This is a genomic window from Streptomyces sp. DF42, from assembly GCF_058267695.1.
Window position 1 is genome coordinate 8,029,556 of record NZ_CM177859.1, and the last position, 20,885, is coordinate 8,050,440.

General features: G+C 66.3%; 16 protein-coding genes and 1 pseudogene. 11 read left to right on the plus strand and 6 right to left on the minus strand.

Features of this window, described 5'->3' with window-relative positions:
- Positions 1 to 28 precede the first annotated feature (28 nt).
- From ACYUED_RS36740 to ACYUED_RS36755, 4 genes are all read left to right on the plus strand, one after another.
- Positions 29 to 2,134, plus strand: a complete 2,106-nt coding sequence (locus tag ACYUED_RS36740; RefSeq protein ID WP_491288881.1) for an N-6 DNA methylase — start codon at positions 29 to 31, stop codon at positions 2,132 to 2,134.
- 832 nt (positions 2,135 to 2,966) lie between these two features.
- Positions 2,967 to 3,857: a DUF5655 domain-containing protein gene (locus ACYUED_RS36745; protein WP_491288882.1), complete on the plus strand. Its 891-nt coding sequence runs from the start codon at positions 2,967 to 2,969 to the stop codon at positions 3,855 to 3,857.
- Positions 3,858 to 4,476: 619 nt separating this feature from the next.
- Positions 4,477 to 5,124 (plus strand): HAD family hydrolase, encoded by a 648-nt coding sequence (locus ACYUED_RS36750; RefSeq protein WP_491288883.1) that lies wholly within the window; start codon positions 4,477 to 4,479, stop codon positions 5,122 to 5,124.
- A gap of 177 nt (positions 5,125 to 5,301) precedes the next feature.
- Positions 5,302 to 5,757, plus strand: coding sequence for an NUDIX domain-containing protein (locus tag ACYUED_RS36755; RefSeq protein WP_491288884.1), 456 nt, complete (start codon positions 5,302 to 5,304; stop codon positions 5,755 to 5,757).
- A gap of 3 nt (positions 5,758 to 5,760) precedes the next feature.
- On the opposite strand, the pseudogene ACYUED_RS36760 reads toward ACYUED_RS36755, so the two are convergent.
- Positions 5,761 to 6,644: pseudogene (locus tag ACYUED_RS36760) on the minus strand (hypothetical protein).
- Positions 6,645 to 6,850: 206 nt separating this feature from the next.
- On the opposite strand from ACYUED_RS36760, the gene ACYUED_RS36765 reads away from it, so the two are divergent.
- Complete coding sequence (locus ACYUED_RS36765; protein WP_142157648.1) at positions 6,851 to 7,318, plus strand: NUDIX domain-containing protein; 468 nt, start codon at positions 6,851 to 6,853, stop codon at positions 7,316 to 7,318.
- 129 nt (positions 7,319 to 7,447) lie between these two features.
- Here ACYUED_RS36765 and ACYUED_RS36770 read toward each other — a convergent pair whose 3' ends face one another.
- The 3 genes from ACYUED_RS36770 to ACYUED_RS36780 all read right to left on the minus strand — a co-directional run bounded on the left by ACYUED_RS36770 (position 7,448) and on the right by ACYUED_RS36780 (position 8,787).
- Positions 7,448 to 7,684 (minus strand): RNaseH domain-containing protein, encoded by a 237-nt coding sequence (locus tag ACYUED_RS36770; RefSeq protein ID WP_491288885.1) that lies wholly within the window; start codon positions 7,682 to 7,684, stop codon positions 7,448 to 7,450.
- The gene (locus ACYUED_RS36775; protein WP_491288886.1) at positions 7,677 to 8,231 is read right to left on the minus strand and encodes a hypothetical protein; all 555 of its coding nucleotides are present in this window, start codon (positions 8,229 to 8,231) and stop codon (positions 7,677 to 7,679) included. Before ACYUED_RS36775 ends, ACYUED_RS36770 begins: the two co-directional genes overlap by 8 nt.
- A 139-nt stretch (positions 8,232 to 8,370) precedes the next feature.
- Complete coding sequence (locus ACYUED_RS36780) at positions 8,371 to 8,787, minus strand: type I restriction-modification enzyme R subunit C-terminal domain-containing protein (protein ID WP_491294604.1); 417 nt, start codon at positions 8,785 to 8,787, stop codon at positions 8,371 to 8,373.
- A gap of 477 nt (positions 8,788 to 9,264) precedes the next feature.
- Here ACYUED_RS36780 and ACYUED_RS36785 point away from each other — a divergent pair, with 477 nt between their 5' ends.
- Genes ACYUED_RS36785 through ACYUED_RS36795 form a run of 3 tightly spaced genes read left to right on the plus strand, consistent with a single transcriptional unit; the run spans position 9,265 to position 15,020 of the window.
- Positions 9,265 to 10,746 (plus strand): type I restriction-modification system subunit M, encoded by a 1,482-nt coding sequence (locus ACYUED_RS36785; protein WP_491288887.1) that lies wholly within the window; start codon positions 9,265 to 9,267, stop codon positions 10,744 to 10,746.
- A complete protein-coding gene (locus ACYUED_RS36790; protein ID WP_491288888.1) occupies positions 10,739 to 11,944 on the plus strand; it encodes a restriction endonuclease subunit S in 1,206 nt (401 codons plus the stop codon). The genes ACYUED_RS36785 and ACYUED_RS36790 overlap by 8 nt, the downstream gene beginning before the upstream one ends.
- 1 nt (position 11,945) lies before the next feature.
- A complete protein-coding gene (locus ACYUED_RS36795) occupies positions 11,946 to 15,020 on the plus strand; it encodes a type I restriction endonuclease subunit R (protein WP_491288889.1) in 3,075 nt (1,024 codons plus the stop codon).
- A 105-nt stretch (positions 15,021 to 15,125) separates the two neighbouring features.
- Here ACYUED_RS36795 and ACYUED_RS36800 read toward each other — a convergent pair whose 3' ends face one another.
- Positions 15,126 to 15,986, minus strand: coding sequence for a nucleotidyltransferase domain-containing protein (locus ACYUED_RS36800; RefSeq protein ID WP_491288890.1), 861 nt, complete (start codon positions 15,984 to 15,986; stop codon positions 15,126 to 15,128).
- Between the two features lie 242 nt (positions 15,987 to 16,228).
- Positions 16,229 to 16,933 (minus strand): SPDY domain-containing protein, encoded by a 705-nt coding sequence (locus ACYUED_RS36805; protein WP_491288891.1) that lies wholly within the window; start codon positions 16,931 to 16,933, stop codon positions 16,229 to 16,231.
- Positions 16,934 to 17,309: 376 nt separating this feature from the next.
- Here ACYUED_RS36805 and ACYUED_RS36810 point away from each other — a divergent pair, with 376 nt between their 5' ends.
- Genes ACYUED_RS36810 through ACYUED_RS36820 form a run of 3 tightly spaced genes read left to right on the plus strand, consistent with a single transcriptional unit; the run spans position 17,310 to position 20,823 of the window.
- Positions 17,310 to 17,834 carry a PadR family transcriptional regulator gene (locus ACYUED_RS36810; protein WP_069762004.1) on the plus strand — a complete coding sequence of 175 codons (525 nt, stop codon included), beginning with the start codon at positions 17,310 to 17,312 and terminating at the stop codon, positions 17,832 to 17,834.
- Entirely contained in the window at positions 17,831 to 18,529 is a 699-nt protein-coding gene (locus ACYUED_RS36815; protein ID WP_491288892.1) for an ABC transporter ATP-binding protein, read from the plus strand. Before ACYUED_RS36810 ends, ACYUED_RS36815 begins: the two co-directional genes overlap by 4 nt.
- The gene (locus ACYUED_RS36820; protein WP_491288893.1) at positions 18,526 to 20,823 is read left to right on the plus strand and encodes an FtsX-like permease family protein; all 2,298 of its coding nucleotides are present in this window, start codon (positions 18,526 to 18,528) and stop codon (positions 20,821 to 20,823) included. Before ACYUED_RS36815 ends, ACYUED_RS36820 begins: the two co-directional genes overlap by 4 nt.
- Positions 20,824 to 20,885: the final 62 nt, after the last annotated feature.

Sequence of the window (20,885 nt, forward strand, 5' to 3'; positions counted from 1 at the left end):
AAACAGGGTAGGACGCAGGGAGCATGGCGTGACAGAAGAACCGACCACCGTGACGGCCACGGGCATCGCCAGGATCGCAGGTGTCGGCCGGGCCGCAGTGAGTAACTGGCGCCGACGCCACCAGGATTTCCCTCGGCCGATCGCCGGCACAGCCGCGAGCCCCGCCTTCGACCTGGACGAGGTTGAGCTATGGCTCGACCAGCAGGGCAAGCTCCGCACTGTCGGCCCGCTCGACCGACTCCAGCAGCGTCTGGAAGCGCTCGGGACGGCCGGGCAGTCCGCAGAGGCCCTCGTCCTGGTCGGCCTGACACTCCTGACGGCGCCTGCCGAAGTGCCCACCCCTCGCCAACTTGCCGACGCCGTGCGTCTGCTGACTTCACCCCGTCACGCCGACGTGCTCTTGACGGACCTCCCGGTCGCATGGTCACCAACGCACCGAGAGATCCTCGAGGTCTCGTGCTCGTTGAGCGACCAAGAGGACCGTGTTGGAATTCTGGAGCACCTTCACGCGCAATACGTGACAGCCCGAGGCGCGGCCGGCCTCACCGATACGCCCGTGCCTGTCGTCAGCCTGATGCTGGATCTCGTCGGCCCTGCCGCCTCTGTCCTCGACGTCGCCTGCGGCACCGGCACATTCTTGCGCGCCGCCTTCGACAGGGTGAACGCGGCAGGCGGCACGCCACAGCTTCTGGGGCTGGACGCCCGTCCCGAACACGTGCGCATCGCGCTGCTGCGCCTGCTGGTCTTGCGGCAGCAGGCCAGGGCCGCTTCGGGCACCGGCGACGAACTGTGCCTGCGCGTCGGCGATCCGCTCCTTGAGGGCGCCTTCCCCGTCGACCACGTCGATGCCGTCGTCGGCAGTCCTCCCCACAGTCCCCGCGACTGGGGCCACGACCGCCTCGCCTTCGATCCCCGGTGGGCCTATGGAGGTCTGCCCCCGCGTACCGAACCCGAACTTGCCTGGGTACAACACGTGTTGGCTCAGCTGAAGCCCGGCGGGAGGGCCGCCTTGCTCCTGCCGCCCGCAGTGGCTGCGCGTCCCGCGGGACGCCGCATCCGCAGCGAATTGGTCCGGCGCGGCGCCCTGCAGGCAGTCGTCGGGCTCCCCCCGACGGCGACCGTCGGCAGCGGCAACGGCGTGCATGTATGGCTTCTCCAACGTCCCTACGAGGACAGCACCCCACCTACAGGTGTGCTGTTCGTCAACGGCGACGACGTGCCTCTGGATGCGAACGTGCGCCCGAAGGTCCGTCTCGAGGCGCTGCGCCGCCACATTGCTCCGTTGTGGGACCGCTACCGTAAGGGACACGGACCCTTGGCCACGGATGCAGACTTCGCCCGGGATGTGCCGCTGGCCGAGCTGCTCGACGAGGACGTTGACTTCACCCCCCGGCATCGCGTGCCGAACCCGGACTCCATTCCGTGCCCGCCCGACGACCTGCTCAAGATGCCAGCGGTCGTGAAGGCTCAACTCAATTCCCTCCGAAATACGTTGCCAGAATTTGCCCCCGCCCAGGCGCCTACGGCGTCTGGCGGTCCCACTGCGACGCTGGGCGAACTCTCTCGGACCGGGGCGCTGAGCCTGCACCGCCATGCGGCCCGCGCCGCACACCGCGATGCCCCCGACCCTGATCGGCACGAACCAGCGCTGACGAGCCAGGACGTCATCGCCGGCCGACCCGCCAGCGGTTCAGTTCCCGTCAGCCCCGACGACGACCCGGCGGCCCGGGTACGGGCCCACGACATCCTCATCCCAGCAATCGCCCAAACCTTGGTCGCCCGGGTCGCGACGGATGAGCAGATCGGAGCCCGGCTGGGGCCGGGCGTGCACGCCGTGCGCGTGGATCTGGAGTTCCTCGACCCGTGGTTCGCGGCCGGCGCTCTCACACGCTCCGAGAACGCCACGAAGGCAGCCCGAACGTCCACCGGAACAAGCGGAGCCCTCCGCATCGATGTGAAACGGCTGCGTCTGCCCGTGTTGGCAATCGAGGAACAACGACGCCGGAGCGAAACCCTGCGTCGTCTTACCGAGTGGGATGCGGCGTTGTCCCGGCTTGCCGAGGCAGGACATGAAGCCGTTCGGGCCCTGACCAGCGCCCTGGTTGACGGGGCGCTCGACGCGTTGGACAAATGAATCGGACGCAGTAGCCGTGAAGAACGGATCCGGGAAGCCGTTCCTCGCCTCACCGGCGGGCACGTCCGCACGGCATCGGCCTGATCCAGCCAGGGCTCGAGTCCGGCGTTCTTGATCCGGGGCACTGGCAGACCACGACGGCGAGCGAGGGATTCGAGCGCCGACAAGGGGCGGGGATCGGCAAAACGCCGACGATCTCCGCTCGTGCCGGCAGACGTACGCGCAGTTTGGCAGAGTGCCCGTCGCGCGGGTCTGCTCGTCGCCTTCACTCCAATGTGCATGCCTGTTCGATGTCGTTTTCTGGCGTGTTCGCTGCATCCACGGGGGCTAGGAGAGGCGGCGGGCCCTGCCAGGTGGCTCCCTGTGCGAGGAGGCGCACCCCACTCTCGACTGCAGCGTCGCGAATTCGTTGACGGGCGGCGAGTTCGATGGAACGAGTCGTGAGTCTTGCCGGCATTCAGCTGAGGAACGGCTGGGTAGTGGTACTAACGACGCGCTGGCGACCGCGTCGGCTGGCTTACGGATGATCGTCGAGCGTTGCAAGCGACTTGTGCCGGAAAATCCGAACTGGAAGCGCCAGGTGCTTAGAAGGCGCCTGGCGCATCTCGTCGACAGGTGCTTTGACCTGCCACTTTCTTCCTCACTGACACGCTGTCAGGGGTTTTGTGGGACGTATGTGGGACGAGGGCACCTCTGGGACGGATGGGATGCAGGGGTTCCCGACTGGGCCAGGTGGTCACCGTCTCAGATCTCCTCACCTGTTCGGTGCGCCCGCGCGGAAATAGATCTACCCCTCTCCTGCGTTCTCGATCTTTGAGCCGAGGAGGGGAAGGTGTCGGGCCTGAAGCTGTTCCACACGACGAATGGCGGCGTGACGGAGGTCGCGCCGCGTCTTGCCGAGGTCGAGGCGGATGTGCAGGGCCTCGTCGAGGCGCACATGGAGACGATGCTGGGGGTACGGTTCCTGGCGAGCGAGTACGTCATCGACTGTGCTGACGGCGGCCGGATCGATTCGCTGGGGCTCGATGAGAACGGGGCGCCGGTGGTCGTGGAGTTCAAGCGCGGTACCGCGGCCGGCGTGATCAATCAGGGCCTGTATTACATGGCGTGGCTGATGGCGCACAAGGACGCCTTCCGGCACCTGGTCCGCGACCGGCTCGGGGTATCGGCCGCGTCCCAGGTGCTGTGGAGCGCACCCCGGCTGATCTGTGTCGCCGGCGACTTCACCCGCTACGACGCGCACGCCGTACGCGAGCACAGGCGCAGCATCGACCTGGTCCGCTACCGGTTCTTCGGCAAGGACCTGATCGGACTTGAGACCGTGGCTTCCGTCACCGGGCGGACGCCGGCCGCGCGGAGGGTTCGCCGGAGCGCTGCCGGGCTGCCACCCGCCCGAGAGCAGGGCGGTGCGCTGGCGGAGTTGGCGGAGGCGGTTGATGAAGTGCTGCTCGGCCTCGGGGACGGCGTCAGCCGGGTGCAGCGCAAGCAGTACCGGGCGTATCAGCGCCTGCGGAACTTCGCCTGCGTTTGCCCGCCGCAGAAGACCAAGCTCCTCGTCTATCTCAAGGCCGACCCGAAGGAGGTCGACCTCATACCTGGCTTCACTCGGGATGTGACGGTGCTGGGCCACCACGGCACGGGCGACCTGGAGGTGCAGTTGCGCTCCGAGCGTGACATGGAGCGGGCCGTGGACCTCTTCCGCGCCAGCTACGCGGCGGCGTAGCCGTCCGGTGTTTGTGACCGTGAGGGCGTACGGGGCTGGGCTGCTTTGGATGTTGTGGTGGTCGTGCCTTCCGACGTACGGGCAGGTAATGGCGGTGGACCACCGATGATGCGCGGGATCGCCGGTTTGGCCAACCGGCGATCCCGCGCTATGTTGCCCCACTTCGAAGCAGGCTGCGTTCACCTGCCCGAGCCGTCATCAGCTCGCCGCAATCGTCAGCGGTGCTTCGGGTGCCGGGCGGCCTGCGATGCCAGCCCGCACCCTCCCTGAGCCATCGGGGGAAGGGAGGAGACCGAAGCCGTCACCGACCGCGCCGACCGATGCTGGTCAGTCGACGGTGCGCCGGCTAGGCCGTACTCGTCGTGCGGGCCCCAGCCGATGGGCCGGGCAGGGCCAAGCGCCCGGAGGCAGGCCCCGGCCGAACTCGTCGAGTGGGCTCCGGGACGGAGCGCTCATCGTGTGCGCCTACTCGTGGATGCCCGGCTCTCACACTGACGTCGGTCCGGTTCGAAGGCCAGTCCGAGCGCGACCACCTACGTTGGTTCATCTTGAGATCACGCGGTTCGCGGCCGGGAAACCCACCCGCCCGGAGGCTATGGCTCGTGGTCTACTGCCGCTCATGCAGCTGCTGATGCTGGATCTCGACAACACATTGGTAGACCGCGACGCCGCCTTCCGGGCCGCGGCGACCGCTCTCCTGGCGGAGCATGTACTGCCTGAAACCGACATCGACTGGCTGATGACCCTCGACGCGAGCGGCTACACACCCAAACCCGCTGTCGCCGAGGCCATGGCGGACCGCTATGGGACGGCGCTTCCTGAGAGTGCTATCCGGACTCTTCTTGACCGTGGCGCGGCTGATCGCGTCGTACTGGCCGGGACCACTCGCGAGGCGCTCGCCAAGGCGCTGTCCCGCGGCTGGACCTGCGTGATCGTCACCAACGGCCGGACCGTGCAGCAGGAAGCGAAGATCCGCAACACGGGGCTTGACCGGCTCGTCCAGGGTTGGGTGATCTCCGAACACGTCGGTCATAAGAAGCCGGGCCCGGAGATCTTCCAAGCGGCGGCGGAAGCCGTCGGAGCTCCCCTCATTGGCGGATGGATCATCGGTGATTCACCGCACGCCGACATCGCGGGCGCGAATGCGCTCGGTCTTCGAAGCGTGTGGGTGTCGGGTGGGCGGCGGTGGCTCCAGGACGCCTACCGACCCACTCATGTTGCCGGCGATGTCTCCTCCGCGATCAACTTCGTTATCAGCACGACGTGATAGACGCCACGAGCCCGCCCCAGGGAGCGCGAAAAAATCGAGGCGGCCCAAACGGCTGCTGCGGCAGACTGACCGATCCCCTGTGCTGGGTGTATCGCGCCCACAGCTCGAGATCGTTTGGAGGAAGGCGATTTGACTGAGTCGAATCAGCCGGCAGCCCGGTGGAAGAGCGAACCGATGACGACGCGGCTCATCGCCGCTGTTCTCGTCACGGATCCGGACAGCGGCAGACTCCTCGTCCTTCGGCGGAGCGCGCACTTGGATTTCGCGCCTGGCGAGTGGGACGTCCCCAGTGGCAAGGGCGAGCCCCGTGAACCGATCACCGCGACCGCGGCACGGGAACTGAAGGAGGAGACGGGCGTCGTGGCCGCCGAGGCGGACCTACGCCTGGTCCACGTCGTCCACGGCTCCTGGGGGGCGGAGGTCTCAGGGATGTTCATGGCCCTGGTCTTCCACACCGACCAGTGGAGCGGTACTCCCCACAACGCGGAGCTGCACAAGCACGACACCATCGCCTGGGTGCCGCCGGATGACCTGCCCCAACCCTTTACACACACCACCCTGGTCGCCGTCAAGCGGTACCTGGACGGCGGCCCGATCCTCTCATTCGACGGCTGGCCAGAGGCCGGATGACGGTCAGTCCGGGCAGCTGCCGCAGGGCCGTCGCCCGAAGTCGTGAAGCTCAGAAATGAGCCGCGCGGCTTCTTTCCTGGCCGGCTCCAGCCGGGGATCCTCGGGGCGCGCGTGTGGCCCTGCGATCTTCGCGCACACGAACAGTGCCATCAGCCGGCCGGACCTGCTCTCCAGGTCCGGCCGACGCTCGCTCCACACACGTTCCGCCAAGGCCGGGACAGCGAGGGAGTGGCCCCATAGCGTTGCCGCGTCCAACCCTCGTGGCGCCATGCCCCAGTCTTCCCAGTCGATCATGCAGAACTCCGGGCCGGTGACGTTCGCCCACGTCAGGTCGGCGTGGGCCGGCAGCCACTCCTCCACCGTGGTGTCGGTCACCTCGGGAAAGGCTTTCCCGAGGGTTGCTGTCACCAGCTCCTGCCTGATGGTTTCGGTATCCGGCGTGGCGACGCGGGGTGCGGACTGGGCAGCGAGCGCGTCCAGCGAGGCGTTCAGCGCGGACCACCACGCATCCGCGAGACGAGGGTCTTCGATCACGAGAGCGGCTTGCCCGACCGGCGCGGCGTTGACCAGTTCCATCTCATCCGCCCGCCACATCACCGGCTCCCCCGGCTCGTGCCAAGCGAGCCCTGTGTACCACTGCGGCATGACGACTCCGCTCAGGACAGCAGCGGATTCGGGGCCGTTCCATCCCTGGGCGCCGATCCGGTCGAACCCTCGCCGCTCGATGCGCACCCATGTATTGCGGTCCGTCCGTGCCCCAACCGTCCGGCGCTTGCGCACCGCTGTCTCCCGGTCGAGACATACCTGCAGCGACCGCTCTACACGCTCCAGCACCCGTCAAGGGGTTCCCGGCGTAGATCAACAGCACGAGGTACAGGCAGCGTCATATGCGGGACCGTAGCAACCACGCAGGGGGCCGAATCCCGAGATGGGCAGCCGCCTCGGTCTGTGCGGCGGCGCCGGCCGTGACCTCCGCCGCAAGGCCGGTCTGAACTCCCAGCCCACGCACTCGTGACCCTCAGGCATAAGAGCAGGACACCGTTTGGGTCGGAGCCGCCTCGTCGAACGGGGCTGAACTAACACAATGGGCGGCATGACGACCTCACCCCTGCGGGAAGCCGCACGCGTCATCGCCCTTGACGATGCCCAGCGGGTCCTCCTGCTGCGCTACCGCGAGGGCGGAGGCTACTGGGCCACTCCCGGCGGTTCCCTGGAGGCAGGGGAGGACCACGCCGCAGCCGCGCTCCGCGAACTGAGCGAAGAGCTCGGCGTCGACGAGAAGGACGTCGTACTGGGCACGCAGCTCGCCCAGCGCAGCACGGATCACGCAGTCGGCGGGCGGGAAGTCCGGCAGGTCGAGCGGTACTTTCTCGCCCACCTCGCGCCCGAGGATGTCGACCCCGCCCGTGCCACTCAGCCCGACAACATCCAGGCCCATCGCTGGTGGACGCTTCAGGAGCTGAGGGACACCCCGGAGACGATCTACCCCGTTGGTCTCCTCGACCTCATCAGGAAGGTACTCGCCAAAGGCGTGCCCGAGCGTCCCATCGTCCTGCGCTGACCCGACCCGCGTACATCTTCAGATAATCAGGTCACCCGACCCGGCGGTTGCGATACCCGCCCCCCTGCGCTGTGGTCGCGCCGCTAGCGCGTGTGACCTGACCAGTCAGTTGTGGCATGGGCTGGCCGATCAGAAGATGTATTCCTCCATCAGTTCGGTGAGGGGGACGATGGCTGGCCAGGCAGTGGCGATGTTGGTGTGGGCGTGGAGGCGTCGTTGGGCGTGGACGTACATGGCCCAGTCGGCTGGGTTGTCGCCGTCTTGGAGGAAGGCGGGCACCATCTCCAGGGAGGTGGGGTTGGAGCAGGTCCAGGTCCGGTTGGCGGTCTGGGCAGGGTCGAATTTGGTGAGCGTCCGCTCACGCATGACGGGCTGCCGCAGGCGATGACTCGGACAGGCCACGCGAGGGAACCGACGGAGCTACCGGAAGCTCCTTGTATCCCGCAATGGCCTCCGCATACGGCTTGAGATAAGGCTTCAGCTTCCTTCGGAGCAACTCTGCGTCCTGCGCAGGGAGCGCAAGTGTGGTCCTCCTGAGCTTCGCAGCCCAACTTCGCGGGTTGGGGAACATGTCAAGTGCAGGCACGAGTTCTCGGAGGTTCAGCCCATCACGGTACAGAGCAAGGCCCTGGATCTGGATATTGCATCCCATAGTGAACTCGCGTTCACCGAAGCGCACGGGGTCTGTCAGGACACTCACCGGCGTGGCCACCACGCCATGACCAATAACGCGGCCGACGTCACGGGCTGGGTTCCTGAAGCAGCCACGCGTCGTATAGAGCATGACCTCGTCACCTTCGTGTAGAGCACGTGCCTGCCGCACCCGCCCTGCAGGAAAAGCCATGCGCTGCTCGGTCAACACCCATCGCAACGCGCTACGCTCGCCGAGGATCACGAGGTGGGTAGACGCCATACAGATCACCTTAACGGACTGCTACTCGCCCAGTACTCGCGCCTGGTAGCCTCCCGCTCCCTGTGCCCCTGCTGCCCCTCCTGGGGCACTCTTCGGTGACACCTTCTTGACGCTTCGCTTCTCCTGCGCACCCGGTTGATTAGTTAGGCCGCGTCTTCCGCGGCAACGGCGGTAGAGCGGACCGAGTGGATGACGGGCACCATGACGTCCACCTCGGCCCAGCGAAGATCGCCTCGGGGCCGGTAGGGGCGAGCGCAGTGAACGGGGACTCGTACGGCGCGTCGACGTCTATCGTGCCGTTGTGTGCCAGGTAGTCGATCAGCTCGTTGACAAAGCGGAGTTGATTGGCGGTCAGCGCTTTGCCCTGTTGGAAGGCATCGAAGGCTAGCGCAGCCGCATCCCGCTCCAACCCCGTCAGCGACCGCGGGAATAGGCCGAGGCCGCCCTTGGTGTCCTTGATGTAGTCGATGTCTGTCGGGGTGCCGAGGCCGGCCTCGACGAAGATCTGCTCCAGCTCCGACAGGTCCAGGGCCGTGATCTGCTTGTTGCGGCGGATCTTCTGGACGGCGAGTTACGAGGGCCTGCAAGATCATCCTGGACTGTGCGGGACCTTGCCACAGAGTCCTGTTTTCGCCGATCAGAAGCCTATGGCTGTGACCGCCATGCCGCCTGGTCCACCCGGGTGCCAACCTGTCCGCTCACGCAGTGCCAGCCTGGTGAGGGCCTATCCGACCTCACCGAGTAGGCCAGCCTGCGGCTCTTCGGCCTCCCTCTTTAGCCTTCATGTTCTCGCTCCGAGGAGACGGGCCCGTCTCATATGTCGAGACTCGGACTGGAAGCGCAGAGATAGACTCTCAGTCTGTCCGCGATCACGCTCGGTTCGAAGCATGGGCGCTGGTCCTCGTCTACAGATCGTCGCTGCCTGCCGTACCGGACTCCCGAGATGTCAGTGCCCTCCGCCATAATCGGGGCACCGTCTTCAACGAAGGACCTCATCTCTGTGACGATCACCCAGCACGAGCTCGAATCCCGGTTGTGGGACGCCGCGAACGCGCTCCGCGGCCCCGTCGACCCCGCTGACTTCAAGACCTACGTCTTCCCGATGCTGTTCTGGAAGTGGATCAGCGACACCTGGGTTCACGAGCACGACGCGGCGTTCGATGCGTACGGCGACGACCTCGACGACGAGATCGAGGCCGACTTTCACAGGTTCGAGCTGCCCGAAGGCACGCTATGGAGCGAGGTCACCGAGAAGGTCACCAATCTCGGTGCGGAGATCGCGAAGACCTTCCAGCGAATCGAAATGGCCAACCCCCGCTCGCTCGCCGGCGTCTTCGGCGACGCCTCGTGGGGCAACCAGGAGCGCATCCCGGAGTCGGCACTGCTGGGGCTCATCCGAGCATTCAACAAGATCAGGCTCGATCCGTCGACGGTCTCGCACGACCTGCTCGGCGCGGGCTACGAGTACTTGCTGAAGAACTTCGCCGACGAGTCGGGCAAGAAGGCCGGCGAGTTCTTCACCCCCCGCGAGGTCGTGAACCTGCTCGTCGGGATCCTCCAGCCCGAGCCTGGCGAGTCCGTCTACGACCCGGCCTGCGGCTCCGGCGGCATGCTGGTCGCAACGATCAACCAGCTGCGCGAGTCCGGCAAGGACCACCGCACGCTCAGGGCATACGGCCAGGAGATCAACCTGACGACGGCCTCGATCGCCCGGATGAACCTGTTCCTGCACGAGATCGAGGACTTCGACATCAAGCGCGGAGACACCCTCCGTGCTCCGGCGTTCAAGGCCCCCAGCGGTGCCGTCCGCCAGTTCGACACCGTGATCGCCAACCCGCCCTTCTCGCTGACGGATTGGGGAGCAGACCGCTGGTCCTCGGACCCGCGAGCCATCTGCGGCGTTCCGCCCGCGAAGAACGGCGACTACGCCTTTGTCCAGCACATGGTCTCCTCCATGAAGCCTGGATCCGGCCGCGTCGGTGTGGTGATGCCCCACGGCGTGCTGTTCCGCGGAGGCGCGGAGGCGAAGATCCGCCAGGGCCTCATCGAGAAAGACGTCCTGGAAGCCGTCGTCGGGCTGCCACCCAAGCTTTTTTACTCGACTGAAATCCCAGCATGCCTGTTGATCTTCCGCGACCAGAAGCCAGCTGAGCGCAAGGATCACGTGCTCTTCATTGACGGCTCGGCGCGGTTCGCCAAGGGCAAGAAGCAGAACCTGATGTCCGAGGATGACGTCAGAGCTGTCATCGGGGCCTACCAGACAGGTAGCGACTCAGCGGGTGAAGGCGGTGCGAACGTCCGGCTAGTGCCGCTCGAGGAGATCGAGCAGAACGGCTTCGACCTGAACATCGGCCGCTACATCAAGGTCGCTGCAGAAGAGACCGCCGATATGGGCACCGCGCTCGTGGCGTATGCCGACGCCCGGCAGCATCGCATCGACACCGAGGCTGTCATGTTCGAGCGGCTCGCAGCGGCCGGCGTCGACCTGAGCGTGTTCGGGGTGTCCAGTGAGTGAGTGGGAGCGGATCCGGCTCAACGAGGTCGTCGCGCTGGACGTCGACGCGGTCCCGATCACGGGGACGGCCTCCTACAACATCGTCGGCGTCTTGAACCGCGGTCGGGGCCTGTTGCTCCGGGATCCGATTGGCGGCGATGAGACCTCGTACAAGACACTGAATCGCATCCGGCCGAACCAGATCGTCTACAGCCGCTTGAAGGCGTTCGAAGGAGCGATCACCGTTGCTCCTAACGATCTGGGCGAGGTTTACGCGTCGCAAGAGTTTCCCACGTTCACCTGCGGCGAACGAATGCTTCCCGAATACTTCCGGCTCCTTACGACCACAAAACGGCTGTGGGAGCAACTGCAGGCGTTGTCGACCGGCATGGGCGGCAGGCGGGAACGGGTCAAGCCTGCCGACTTTTTGACGATTGAAGTTGCCCTCCCGTCCTTGCCGGCGCAATACCGCATCGTCGACGTTATGGCATCGGTGGACGCGCAGATTGAAGCGTTGGATGCCGAGAAGCAGAAGGCAGCCTCATTGCTGGCACTCGTTCGCAACGCGCATCCCGAAGGCACCGAACACGAACTACGCAGCATTATTTCCGGAATCCAAGGCGGAAAGAGCGTTCAGACTTCGGATGAAAAGCCGCGAACCGGAGATCCGGCTGTCCTGAAACTGAGTGCAATCCAACTTGGCGCTTTCGTGGGCACCGAAGCAAAGCGGCTTGCTGATCTGACGAGTTACACCAATGCCCATCTAGTGACAGAGGGTGACCTCCTTATTACTAGAGCCAGTGGTTCATTCGATCGCGTCGGCTATGCGGCCATCGCGCGAAATGTAGCACCCCAGACCTACCTGTCTGACCTTATCTGGCGAATTCAAACAAAGCCCGAAGTCTGCCAGGCGACGTTCCTGGCACATCTATTGTGCTCCCCGTCAGTGCGCTCAACTATCACAGCATCAGCGCGCGGGACCGCATCGATGAGGAAGATCAATAAGGCCCTGCTGAGTTCTTTGCGTCTACCGATCCCGTCGCTTGAGGAGCAAGCCAAGTACGTTCAGCACTGTGATGCTGTCGCGTTCGCAGTAGCAGACCTGGATCTGGAGCTCGCCAATCTCCGAGCCTTCCGTTCGGCGCTGATGGCCTCCCTCTTGAACCAGGAAATCGAGATCCCGGAGGCGTACGACGCTCTACTCGAGGAGGTGTCCTGACATGGGGTGGACGGAAGCGAGCACGATCCAGCGTTCACTGCTCGAGTGGGCGGAGGAAGCCGGCTGGGAGCGTCTCCAAGGGGAAGGATTACCGCGCGATGAGCATGACGTCATCGTCGAGGACTGGGCACGCGAAGCCTTGCTCGCGCTGAACCCGGAGCTGGTCGACGACCCCGACTCGGCGGATCTCGTTCTGCATGAGCTCAATCAGGCTGTCCTCGATGCGCACAACGGTCTCGTCGCGGCCAACGAGCGACTCACCGTGATGCTTCGTGGCGACCACTCGTTCACGACGATCGACGGTAGGCATGTGCCTCGTCGGCTGATCGACTTTAAAGACCTCAACAACAACCGCTTCACCGTCGCTCACGAGGTTACCGTCAACGGCGCGGCCAAACCGCGCCGGTTCGACGTCGTTTACTACGTCAACGGGTTTCCGCTGGTCGTTGCCGAGACCAAGACGCCTGTGAAGCATCAGGTCTCGTGGGTCAACGCCGCGAAGGACCTTTACGACGTGTACGAGGAGGAGTACCCGAGCTTCTTCGCGACGAATGTCTTCAACGTCGCCACCGAGGGCCTGGAATTCCGGATGGCTCCGATCCGTGCCGTGCCGGACCCCGACTCCGAGATCTGGGCCCCGTGGGGGGCCACTGAGGACGACCCAAAAACCGTTACGGGTCCGGCTCGTGTCGAGCGGGCCGCACGCTTGCTGCTGCGGCCTGAGACGATCCTGCCGATCCTCAAGGACCTGGTGATGTTCCGTCATGCTCGGGACGCCTCCGAGGTGGACATCAAGTTCTTGCCTCGTTACCCGCAGTTCGAGGCGGCTCTGGCGATCCAGGCCAAGGTGCTTGCAGGCCGTCCTGGCGGACTGATCTGGCATCACCAGGGGTCGGGCAAGACCGAACTCATGGCGTTCGCCGCTGCCCGTCTGCTGCGCGATGACGCGGTGACGCGGAAGTTTGGGAGCGCGCCGACGGTCATCGTGATCGCCGACCGTAAGGATCTGGTCCGGCAGACGGCGGAGATGTTCGAGACTGCTGGCATGCCGCGGATGTCGGTGCCCCGCAACCGGCGGGAGCTGCACGCTCTGCTGCGCAGTGGTGAGTCGGGCGTGGTCATCACGACGGTGCACAAGTTCGCTGAGGCCGGCCATCTGAACAACCGGTCGAACATTGTGGTCCTCGTTGACGAGGCGCACCGCTCACAGGAGGGGAAGTTCGGCGACGCATGGCGCGCGGCGGTGCCGAACGCGAAGTTCTTTGGTGCAACCGGTACCGCGATCAAGGACAAGGACCGTTCGACGTTCAAGCTGTTCGGCGACCCTGGCGACCCGGACTTTGTGATGTCGCGGTACACGCCGGAACAATCGATCGCCGATGGGTTCACCAAGCCCGTAATCGTGGAGGGCCGGTCTGTCGGGTTCAACCTCGACAAAGAAGCCTTGGACGAGGCATTCGACGAGCTGGCCAGGGAGGAGGACCTGGACGAGGAGGAGAAGGTCTTCCTGTCGGGAAAGGCTTCTCACATCGAGACGATCCTCTCCAACCCCGAGCGTGTGGCTGCTGTGTGTGCCGACATCGTCGACCACTTCCTTACCTATGTCGCGCCTCTGGGGCAGAAGGCTCAGGTCGTGGCCTACAACCAGCGCCTTGTGATCGCGTACACCAAGGCCATCGAGGCCGAGCTGGAGCGCCGTGCTGCAGTCATGCCGGACGGACGACTCCGTGAGGTCGGTGTGGTGATGCACGTCGCCGACAGCAAGGAGACCCCCAAGGAGCACAAGAAGCACCTGCTCACTCCGGAGCAGGAGGAGGCACTTAAGCGCCGCTTCAAGAAGGTCGAGGACCCGATGTCGTTCATCGTCGTCACCGCGAAGTGGATGACCGGCTTCAACGCGCCCATCGAGGGCGTGCTGTATCTCGACAAGCCCGCCAAGGACACAAACCTGTTCCAGACGATCACGCGGCCCAACCGTCCGTGGAAGAACCCTGTCACCGGTCAGCGCAAGGACTTCGGGCGGGTCGTCGACTACATCGGGCTCGCGAGGGCCATCGGCAAGGCAGTCGCCGGCCCGAAGGTGAAGGACGACGAAGAGGACGAGCTCAACGTCACCGACGCCTCCAAGCTGGCGGGGAAATTCGTCGCCGACCTCACGCGTCTACTCCATCTGTTCGACGGCATCGACACCAGTGACTCGTCATTCGAGTCGCTCGCCGAGGCCCACGAGCGAATCCCCGAGGGCGGCGCGCAGCGCACCGAGTTCATCGAGACCTACGTCGCGCTGCAGACGGTGTGGGAGTTCCTCGACCCGCACCCGATGCTCCGGCCATTCAAGGGGCAGTACTTCTGGCTCGCGAAGGTGTACGAGTCGATCCGGCCCAAGGACGTCTCCAAGACGTTCCTCTGGGCACGTCTCGGCGCGAAGACCACTGACCTGATCCACGGTCACATGACCGATGTGGGCGTGAAGTCGATGCCGTCGAAGACAGTCACGCTCGACGCTGCCGGCCTGGCGCTGGTCAAGAAGATCGCCGAGCAGCTCAAACTCTCCGAGCAGCAGAAGCCGGAGTCGAAAGCCGATGACGTGTACCAGGAGGTCCTCGACTCCATCGAGGCGCGCCTCAGGCGTCGGCTCGCCGATACCGAGAGCCCGGCGTACCAGTCGCTGGCGGAGCGGATCGAGAAGCTCCGTGCCAAGGCGATCGAGAACGTCGAGGACTCGCTGGCGTTCCTCGAGGAAGCGCTGAAGATCGCTCAGGACGTGGTTGCCGCGGACCGAGCAGCGGAACAGGGCGACCAGGGAGCGCTCGACCGGCTGGCCGATCCGAAGCGTGGGGCGCTCACTCAGATCGTCGCGGAGAACACACCGCCCGGGCTGCACAAGATCGTCCCCGACATAGCCTCGCGGATCGACTCGATCGTCGTCGAGGTCGCCTATGCCGGTTGGAGCGCGAGCGACGCGGGCGACAAACGCGTCCGTCGCGAGCTGCGTTCCGTCCTGAAGGAGTACAGCTTGCCGATCAAGGGCGAGCTGTTCGACCGAACGTACGAGTACGTGCGGGAGAACTATTGAACGACGTCACGACCGGGACCATTGCAAAGAGTGCCCAAGCGCTGGGGCGCCCTGATCTGTCTCTTGAGCTACGCCGTTTCGTCGTCATTGTGGCTGGCGGGAGTGCTACATCGGGGGCAGGGCCGCGGCGTCGCGCACGGTGATGTGGAGGGCGTGAAGGGGCTGCGTCCGTGTGGGGCGGACGACCTCCAGACTCTGTGCGCCCTCGCGGAGCCGGAAGACGAGCTGGTCGAAGTGGTACCAGCCGAGGTTGATCCACAGGGCGCCGGCGCCGTACTGGTCGCGGCGGTGGTCGAGTGGCTGTCCCTGCACCCACATGGACGGCGGGGACATGCCGGTGTCCTCCGTAAAGCGCACTGCGGCAGCGGCTGCGCGGCGCAGTGGGCTGTCCGGCTTCCAGCGGCGCCCCAGCGCGGCCACGGCTGCGGGGCTCGTGGGCTCGGCAGCCGCCAGCTCGATGCGGCGGATCTCGATCCCGCCGGCGTTCAGCAGTTCCACCAGCTGGGTGCGCACGGGGAGTGGGGTCCACCGGTCGAGTCCTTCGAACTGTTCGACCATCGCGTCACGAGGCGCACGGCCGGCGGACGGGTCCGCTGTCAGCCCCTGTAGCCGTGCCTCTGCTGTGGCGCGGGTGTCGCCGCGCTTCCACAGCAGCTTCGGCTCGGAGCCTTCGGGGAGGCGGTCGTTCTGGTTGAACTGGAACTGGAAGCCGCGCTTGCTGCCTTTGAGTGCGCGCTTCATGCCCGCCATCGGATCCCGCCCGTACATGAGGGCGCCGACGACGTGTTCGGTGAATTCGGTGTCGGTCCGGTGGACCACGGCCACGTCGAGGTCGCCTGGCTGCAGCGCGCCTCGGGCGTAGGAACCGAATACATAGACCTCGTCTACGAGGTCGAGGGGGCGACTGCCTGCGTCCAGATTGTCGAGCATCTCGTGGAGCATCTCCGTTGCCCGTTCACGTTTCACTTGGACTCCCTTGCCGCGCACGAGCACTGCTTGGACCTTAGGGGCCACAAGCTAAGGAGAGAGCGCTCTGCAGAGTGAACCCACGAGCGTCCCGCGCTGGGTTGCCGATGGCGGGGGCCTCATCGGCATTCAGCGAGAGTAAGCCCCCGTGAAACGGACAGGCGCGGTACGGTGCGAGTGTGGCCCTGCGGCATCCCCCGTCCGCAGGGCCACACTGCTGTTCGCGTGCGTGAGTGTGCTGGTCAGCGACTTCGGTTCGCCTGAGGTCTGGCGGCGGTCGTCGCGATGGCCGGTGCGGTAGCGGTGAGATGCGGAGGCTGCCGCTGGACGCTGGGGCTGAACTGCCGCGTGCCGGTGCCGTGCGCGAGTTCCTCGGCCAGGTCGGCGATCATGGGGGCGGGTGTGCAGGGGGAGGCGTGGATCGTCCAGGTGGGCTGGTCGATGGTGGGGCCGGCCCAGATGGTCCAGGTGGCGAGGGGGCTGTTCGGTTGCTGGGCGGCGAAGGCGTCGAATTGGACACCGGCATCCTGGGAGGCGTTCGTCCAGCGGAGCCAGCGTCCGTCCACGGTGTGTTTCCATCCGGCGTCAGCGAGGGGTCTCGTGGCGGCGGTGACGGTCTTCTCGTCAACGGGGCTCCCCAGGGCGGTGTCCCATCCGTCACCGTCGGCGAGGTGGTTCAGCAGTGCCTGGAGGATGGGGGCGGGGGCAGTGCCCGTGGCGGTCAGGTGCCACATGCGGTCGGACACTGGCGTCTCGTACGCGGCCACGGTCCAGGCGGTTTCGCGGGGGTGGGCTTCGTGGATCCGCTCGATGCGCAGGGTCTGCGATTCGTGGATCGCGTGGGTGGTCTCGTCTGACCAGGTTCGTTCCCTGTCAAGTTCTGCGTGTTGAAGTGCTGTTGGCCTGCGCCACTGGCCCAAGACCCAGTTCCATTCTCTTCCGTCCATGGTTGCGCAGGACCACGGGAGACACTGAAGGCGCGTCCTACAGCCGGCGAAGTGCGCCGTGCGTTGGTAGGTGAGGCAACGCGGGGCGGACTATGGCGGGGGAGGTAGCGGGCACCGTCGTCGGCGTCCAGGTTGGAGCCGATCAACAGGAAGTTCTGAGCCTGACGATCTACACCCCGGTCATACCGCAAGATGGAAATGCTCGGTGAGGGCTGGGCCCAAAGGCGATCGCACCGGCCTGCCCGCCCTGGCGGTCATGCGCTTCCAGGGGCCCGCATCCGCTGACCAGCCGTCGCTGTCTTCACGTAATCCCAGCCTGGTGCCGGGTCAAGTCATCCATTGACGCCAACTAGGTACTGAGTGTAGATACTGAGGTATGACTGTTCCTCTGGCACTTCTCGGACTCCTTGAACGGGAGTCGAGCCACGGATACGACCTCAAGCGCGACTACGACACCTATTTCGGCCGAGGTAAGCCGCTGCCCGCCGGGCAGGTCTACTCGACCCTGGGGCGCCTGGCCCGTGACGGGAAGGTCGAGATCGGCGAGACCGGGCCCGGTTCGGGGCCGGACCGCAAGCGCTACGTGATCACCGAGCTCGGGGTCACGCAGGTCGAGAGTTGGCTGACCGAGCCGGTCGCGGGTGAACCGCACCTGCAGACCGTGCTGTTCACCAAGGTCGTACTCGCGGTGCTGCTCGAGCGCGACCCCCGCGTGTACCTCGACATCCAGCGCGCCGCCCATATGGAGCGGATGAGGGAGCTGACCGAACTGCGCCGGACCGGCAGCACGATCGACTCGCTGCTGGCCGATCACGGCGTGTTCCACCTGGAGGCCGATCTGCGGTGGATGGACCAGACCGTGGCGCGGCTCGCGGCTCTGACAGCGGAGGTGCGTTCATGAGTTCGGATGATGGCTTCCTGGTGGAGGCGCGGGATGTTGTCCTGTCGTTCGGGAAGACGCCCGCGCTGCAGGGTGCGAACCTCTGTGCCCGTGCCGGCGAGATCCTTGCCGTCACCGGGCCGAGTGGCTCCGGCAAGTCCACGCTGTTGCACTGCCTGGCCGGGATCCTCGTCCCCGACTCCGGCGAGATCTGGTTCGACGGCCGGCGCGTCGACACCCAGGGCGAGCCCGAGCGCAGCGCGCTGCGCCGGGACCGGTTCGGTTTCGTCTTCCAGTTCGGTCAGCTCGTCCCCGAACTGACCGCCGAGGAGAATGTCGCCCTGCCGCTGCTGCTGGCCAAGTCCCGCAGGGCGAGCGCGCTGGCCGAGGCCCGATCGTGGTTCGGGCGGCTCGGTCTGGACGGTCTCGAGGGGCGCCGGTCCGGCGAACTCTCCGGCGGACAGGCACAGCGTGTAGCCCTGGCCCGCGCCCTGGTCTCCCGGCCCAAGGTGCTGTTCGCCGACGAGCCGACCGGGTCGCTCGACTCGCTCACCGGCGAGCATGTGATGGATTTGCTGGTCGCCTCCGCACGGGAGGAGGGCACCACCGTCGTCCTCGTCACCCACGAGCCGCGGGTGGCTGCCTTCGCGAAGCGTGAAGTCGTCGTCCGCGACGGCAAGGTCACGCCGCTGTTCGTCGAACGGCTCACCTCGTGATCCGCCTCGGCCTGCGCCTCACCGTGAGCGGCGGCAGGGAGGCTGCCGCCCGTCTCGCCGTCATCGCGGCCGCCGTCGCCCTGGGCGTCGGTTTGCTGCTGAGCATTCTGGCGGCCATCAACGCCACCGCCACCCAGAACAGCCGCAACGCCTGGCTCAACACCGGCTCCGGCACCACGACATCGAGCCAGTCGGCGGCGAAGGCGGAGACCGACCCGCTGTGGTGGCTGCTTCGGGCGGACCACTTCGACGGCAAAACCATCGGCCGCGTCGACGTCGCCGCCACCGGCCCGAACTCCCCCATCCCACCAGGACTCTCACGCCTCCCCGGACCGGGCGAGTACTACGCCTCACCGGCCCTTAGCAAGCTCCTCCACGCCACCCCGGCCGCCGAACTCGCCGACCGCTACCCCGGCCACCAGATCGGCACGGTCGGCAACGCGGCGCTCCCGGGCCCCGACTCCCTGGTCATCGTCATCGGCCACCGCCCCGACCAGCTCGCGAAGCAGCACGACGCCACCCAGGTCACCACGATCACCACCGCGACCCCCAGCAGCTGCAACGGCACCAACTGCACGGTCAGGGTGGGCATCGACAACAGGGGCATCAAGCTCATCCTCTCCGTCGCGGGCACCGCCCTGATCTTCCCCGTGCTCATCCTCATCGGCACGGCCACCCGCCTGGCAGCCGCCCGCCGCGAGCAGCGCTTCGCCGCGATGCGCCTGGTGGGCGCCACACCGCGACAGATCTCGATGCTCTCCGCCGTCGAGTCGACCCTCGCCGCGCTCGTTGGCACGGCTGTCGGCTTCGGCCTCTTCTACGTGTTCCGTACGCAGCTGGCGTTGGTCAACCTCACGAGTACTCCGTACTTCGCCGACGACCTCACGCTGCGGACCGGCGACATCCTGCTCGTTTCTATCGCCGTCCCGGTGGGGGCGGCCATCGCGGCCCGGATTGCTCTGCGCCGCGTGCAGGTCTCCCCGCTCGGGGTCACCCGGCGCATCACGCCACGCCCGCCCCGGGTCTACCGGCTGATCCCCCTGGCCGCCGGCATCGCCGAACTCTCGTACACCATCGGCCGGGTGCCCAGGAGCACCAACGGCCAGATCTGGGTCTTCGTCCCGGGGATCCTGCTGGTCCTGACCGGACTCGTCATCGCCGGACCCTGGCTGACCATGATCGGATCCCGCCTCCTGGCCCGACAGACCAGCCGCCCCGCGCTTCTCATCGCGGGCCGGCGCCTCGCGGACGACCCGAAAGCCGGCTTCCGTGCGGTCAGCGGGCTGGTCCTCGCCCTGTGTGTCACCAGTGCAGCCGTCGGGATCATCGGCTCGCTGAACGCCGAGCGCAGCATCCCGCAAGCCAGCCGGACGGTCGCCGGCGCTCTGGACGGCAACTACACCGAAGGCTTCAACCCCACTACCGGGCGTCAGATCGGCAGCGTGCCCCCGCTCCCGGAGGCCGCGCTCGGCGACCTGAACTCCGTACCGGGCGTCACAGGCGTGCTCATGATCCACACGAACCCGCTCGGCACCACGGACCCGGCCTATCACGGCCCCCAGGGCACCGGGAAACCGCCGGTGGCCGGCCTGGCCTTGTGTATCGAGCTCGCAAAGATGCCGGCCCACAGCGCATGCGCCTCCGGAGCACAAGCGGCGTCGGTCACCCAGAACTACGGCAGTTTCGGCACGTACTACTGGATGCACTGGCCCACGGCATGGCCCGCCGCCGACATCTCCGCCCAGCGCCTCGCCCACCTCCCCGTCCAGGAGATCGTCGTGGCCACCAACGGGTCGACGTCGGCGATCGAACGTGCGCGCACCATCCTCGCGAACACGTATCCAGACCGCGACGTCCCATGGACCGTCCGCGAGGACCATGCCCAAAGTGGCGCACAGCTCGCCGGATACCAGCAACTGGCCAACGTGGTCATCCTGGTCAGCTTCCCCATCGCCGGCTGCAGCCTGGCGGCGAGCGTGGCCGGGGGCCTACGCGACCGCAAGCGCCCGTTCAGCCTGCTGCGGCTGACCGGCACACATCTCGGGGTACTGCGGCGGATAGTGCTTCTGGAGAGCGCGGTCCCGCTCCTGGTGGTCGCCGTGGTGGCGATCGGGATGGGCTTCCTGGCCGCCCAGCTGTTCGTACAGGCACAGTTCAGGTACTCGATCCAGGCACCGGGGATCCAGTACTACGCGATCGTGCTCGCCGGGCTCGTCGCCTCGCTGGGGGTCATCGCGTCCACGATGCCGCTGCTCAGGCGGATCACGGGACCCGAAACGGCACGCAACGAGTAGCAGGAACGACGGACGGCTCGGACCGGCTGACCGCAGCCTGTCCGAGCCGTCCGTCGTTCAGG